Annotated in this window: 5 protein-coding genes; all 5 read right to left on the bottom strand. The window is 62.6% G+C overall.

Annotated features, from left to right (window positions below; translation table 11 throughout):
* Positions 1–86 precede the first annotated feature (86 nt).
* The 5 genes from pcaG to DCO47_RS25840 are packed head-to-tail and all read right to left on the bottom strand — an operon-like array spanning position 87 to position 4,234.
* Complete coding sequence (pcaG, locus tag DCO47_RS25820; protein WP_064364185.1) at positions 87–653, bottom strand: protocatechuate 3,4-dioxygenase subunit alpha; 567 nt, start codon at positions 651–653, stop codon at positions 87–89.
* Between the two features lies 1 nt (position 654).
* On the bottom strand, positions 655–1,359 hold the full coding sequence (gene pcaH, locus DCO47_RS25825) for a protocatechuate 3,4-dioxygenase subunit beta (RefSeq protein ID WP_042608189.1): 705 nt from the start codon (positions 1,357–1,359) through the stop codon (positions 655–657).
* A gap of 36 nt (positions 1,360–1,395) precedes the next feature.
* On the bottom strand, positions 1,396–2,601 hold the full coding sequence (gene pcaF, locus DCO47_RS25830) for a 3-oxoadipyl-CoA thiolase (RefSeq protein WP_177434381.1): 1,206 nt from the start codon (positions 2,599–2,601) through the stop codon (positions 1,396–1,398).
* Positions 2,598–3,377, bottom strand: a complete 780-nt coding sequence (locus DCO47_RS25835) for a CoA-transferase subunit beta (protein WP_042608191.1) — start codon at positions 3,375–3,377, stop codon at positions 2,598–2,600. The genes pcaF and DCO47_RS25835 overlap by 4 nt, the downstream gene beginning before the upstream one ends.
* On the bottom strand, positions 3,377–4,234 hold the full coding sequence (locus tag DCO47_RS25840) for a CoA transferase subunit A (RefSeq protein WP_024011937.1): 858 nt from the start codon (positions 4,232–4,234) through the stop codon (positions 3,377–3,379). Before DCO47_RS25840 ends, DCO47_RS25835 begins: the two co-directional genes overlap by 1 nt.
* Positions 4,235–4,472 lie beyond the last annotated feature (238 nt).

The raw sequence follows: 4,472 nt of genomic DNA on the forward strand, positions 1-4,472 counted from the left end.
GATGGCGGTGTGTCATTCAGACCATTTAAATCTGACACACCGCCATCGCGAGCAGGCTCACTCCTACAGGGATTGATGGTGCTCTTTCAATAATCGAAGAACACCGTCTCGGCATCAGTGCCCTGCAGAATCACGTTCCACTGGTAAACACCGGACGCATCCTGCTTCGCCAGCAACGTATCGCGGCGTTCAGCCGGGACGCATTCGAGCAGTGGATCATCGACGTTCGCCGGTTCACCCTCAAAATAAATCCGCGTCAGCAAGTGCTTGACCAGCCCACGGGCAAACACCAGCACCACCAGATGCGGCGCCTGGGTCGAGCCTTTCAGGCCGGGCACGGTGCCGGGTTTGATCGTGGTGAAACGGAAGCGCCCTTCGGCGTCCACCGGCACCCGACCGAAGCCTTCGAAATTCGGGTCGAGCGGTTTGTCCTGCTGGTCTTCCGGGTGGTCATATTTGCCGACGGCGTTGGCCTGCCAGACTTCCAGCATGGCGTCGTTGACGACATCGCCATTGCCGTCGACCACCTGGCCGGTGATCGCCACGCGCTCGCCGAGGGTCAGCTCGTTGGCCAGGGTTTCGCGGTTCAGCCAGGTCAGGCCGATGTGGTAATACGGCCCGACGGTGTGGGACGTGGTCGCATAGAGGGTCATCTTATTTCTCCATCGGCGTGGCTTCACGCCCGCGCAGCACGATGTCCCAACGGTAACCGAGGGCGTAGGACGGAATGGTTTTTTCCAGATCGAAGCTGGCGATCAGGCGTTCCTTGGCCGAAGTGTCCGGCACGCAGTTGTAGATCGGGTCATACGCGAGCAACGGATCGCCGGGGAAGTACATCTGCGTGACCAGACGCGTAAGGATGCTCGGCCCGAACAAGGAAAAATGGATGTGCGCCGGGCGCCAGGCGTTGTGGTGGTTGCCCCACGGGTAAGCCCCGGGCTTGATGGTCTGGAACTGGTACCAGCCGTCGGCATCGGTGACGGTGCGGCCGGTGCCGGTGAAGTTCGGGTCCAGCGGCGCATCGTGCAGGTCGCGGGCGTGGTTGTAGCGACCGGCGGCGTTGGCCTGCCAGATCTCCACGAGAATCCCCGGCACCGGCAGACCGTCTTCATCGAGCACACGGCCGTGAATAATGATGCGCTCGCCCAACGGCTCGCCGGCGTGCTGCGCGGTCAGGTCGTTGTCTTTCTCGGCAACGTGTTCGGCACCGATGGTCGGCCCGGTGATTTCCGAGAGTGAATGGGGCAGGTACACCAAAGGCTTGGACGGCGAGCGCAGGTTGGTGGATTGATACGTCGGGTGCAGGTAGTCAGGCTGAGTGCCTGCCTGTGGGCGACGGTAACCAGGCTTGTCAGTCATTTCACTTTCCTCAATTCTTGTAAGTGCCGCAGCGCGTCAGACGCGTTCGATGGCCAGGGCCAGACCCTGGCCGACACCGACGCACATGGTCGCCAGGCCTTTCTTGCCAGCGGTCTTTTCCAGCTGATGCAGGGCGGTCAGTACCAGTCGCGCCCCGCTCATGCCCAACGGGTGACCGAGAGCGATCGCGCCGCCATTGGGATTGACCTGCGGCGCATCGTCGGCCAGGCCCAACTCGCGCAGCACCGCCAGGCCCTGGCTGGCAAACGCCTCGTTGAGTTCGATCACGTCGAAATCGCTGACCGCGACGCCGAGGCGCTCGGTCAGTTTGCGCACCGCCGGCACCGGGCCGATGCCCATTACCCGTGGTGCGACACCGGCGCTGGCCATGCCGAGCACTTTCGCGCGGGCGGTCAGGCCGTGTTTTTTCACCGCTTCAGCCGAGGCAAGTATCAGCGCCGCGGCGCCATCGTTAACGCCAGAGGCATTGCCGGCGGTGACGGTTTTGTCCGCGCCGTTGACCGGTTTCAGTCTGGCCAGCGCGTCGATCGTGGTGTCGGCGCGCGGATGTTCGTCCTCGCTGACCACGGTTTCGCCTTTTTTATGGGCGATGCGCACTTCGACGATTTCTTCAGCGAAGTAACCCGCGGCCTGAGCGGCAGCGGTACGTTGCTGACTGCGCAGGGCAAAGGCGTCCTGATCCTCGCGCGAAACCTGGTAGTCGTCGGCGACGTTGTCAGCGGTTTGCGGCATGGCATCGACGCCGTACTGCGCCTTCATCAGCGGGTTGATGAAACGCCAGCCGATGGTGGTGTCTTCCAGTTTCATGTTGCGCGAGAACGCCGCATCAGCCTTGCCCATCACGAACGGCGCGCGGGACATCGACTCGACGCCGCCGGCAATTGCCAGCTCCATTTCGCCGCTGGCGATCGCACGAAACGCAGTGCCGATGGCGTCCATGCCCGAAGCGCAAAGACGATTGAGGGTCACGCCGGGCACGCTGTCCGGCAGACCGGCGAGCAACAGCGCCATGCGTGCAACGTTGCGGTTGTCTTCGCCGGCCTGGTTGGCGCAGCCGAGGAACACCTCATCGACTGCATTCCAGTCCACCGATGGATTGCGCTCCATCAAGGCTTTGATCGGCACGGCGGCCAGGTCATCGGCGCGCACGGCGGACAGTGCGCCGCCGAAGCGGCCGATGGGGGTGCGAATCGCGTCGCAGATATACACGTCACGCATCATGCTTCTCCCGGTGCCTGACCGTGGGCGGCGGCGGTGCGCGCTTCGAGATCACGCAGCGCGGTCAGCTCGACGTCGGTCGGCTCAGCAGTGGTTTCAACGGATTCGGCAAAACGGATCGCCCAACCGGTGGCGGCGACCACTTGCTCGCGGGTCACGCCCGGATGCAACGCGGTGACCACGAACTCGTTAGTGCCCTCCTCCGGTTCCATGATGCACAGGTCGGTGATGATCCCCACCGGCCCGGCACCCGGCAGGCCCAGACGTTTGCGCGAATCGCCACCCTCGCCGTGACCGACGGAGGTGATGAAATCGAGTTTGTCGACAAACGAACGCGCCGACTGTTTGAGGATGATCAGCACGCTTTTCGCCGAACCGGCAATCTCCGGCGCGCCACCGGCACCCGGCAGACGCACTTTCGGCGCGTGGTAGTCGCCGACCACGGTGGTGTTGATGTTGCCGAAACGGTCGACCTGCGCGGCGCCGAGAAAACCGACGTCGATGCGCCCGCCCTGCAGCCAATAGCGAAAAATCTCACCGGTCGGCACGACGGTGTCGGCGGTTTCGGCCAGCTCGCCGTCACCGATGGACAGTGGCAGCACGCTCGGCTTGGCGCCAATCGGGCCGGATTCGTAGATCAGCACCACGTCCGGCGATGAAGTCAGACGCGCAAGGTTAGCGGCTTTCGACGGCAGGCCGATGCCGACGAAGCACACCGAGCCGTTCTTCAGGCGCCGGGCCGCAGCGACGGTCATCATTTCATTGGTGGTGTAAGTCATTACTTGGCCTCCGAAGCAGCGGCCAACTTGGCCTGGAATTCGCTGAAATCAGCGCAGCCATGGATGTATTCGTTGATCCACGCGGTAAACGTCTCACGGTCGCGAGCGATCGGGTCCCACGCCTGATAGAAACGATTGTCGCGCTCGGTGTAACCGTGGGCGTAGGACGGATGCGCGCCACCTGGCACATGGCAGACCGCGCTCAAGGCCCAGGTCGGCAGTACACAGGCGTTCATCGGTGCGTTGAGGTCGTCGACGATTTCTTCCACGGTGACGATGCAGCGTTTGGCCGCCAGCGCGGCTTCTTTCTGCACACCGAGAATGCCCCACAGCAGAACGTTGCCTTTGCGGTCGGCCTTCTGCGCATGAATCACGGTGACGTCGGGGCGTACCGATGGCACTGCCGCCAGCACTTCGCCGGTGAACGGGCAGGTCACGGTTTTGATCAGCGGATTGACCTTCGGCAGGTCGGAACCGGCGTAGGCACGCAGCACCGCGAACGGCAGGCCGGACGCGCCAGCGACATAGGCATTGGCGAGGTCGGCATGGCTGTGCTCTTCGATTTCCAGGGCGTGCGGCCATTGCTTCTCGACCGCGTCACGCAGACGGTGCAGCGAGCCCACACCCGGGTTGCCGCCCCAGGAGAAAATCAGTTTGCGCGCGCAACCGGCGCCGATCAGTTGGTCGTAGATCAGGTCCGGCGTCATCCGCACCAGCGTCAGATCTTTCTTGCCCTGACGAATGATTTCATGACCCGCTGCCGTAGGGATCAGGTGAGTGAAGCCTTCGAGGGCGACGGTATCGCCGTCGTTGACGAATTGCTTCACCGCGTCGTGCAGCGAAAGGATCTCAGCCATGGAGCGGGCTCCTGTTCTTTTGTAAGGAATCGCCAGTGATAAAGAGGCGCGAGGTTCAGCGCCGGAGTCACTGAAGATTAAGCCTGGGAAAATCGCCAAACAATCCGATAATCGACTGAGTGTTCGTTTATCGCACGGATTGTTGCTTCCCTATCGGTTCGTGTCGCCTGCAAAAGATCGCAGCCTTCGGCAGCTCCTACATTTGAAATGCATTCCCCTGTAGGAGCTGCCGAAGGCT

Origin of the sequence: Pseudomonas sp. NDM, assembly GCF_003105095.1 — a bacterium.
Classification (GTDB): domain Bacteria; phylum Pseudomonadota; class Gammaproteobacteria; order Pseudomonadales; family Pseudomonadaceae; genus Aquipseudomonas; species Aquipseudomonas moraviensis_A.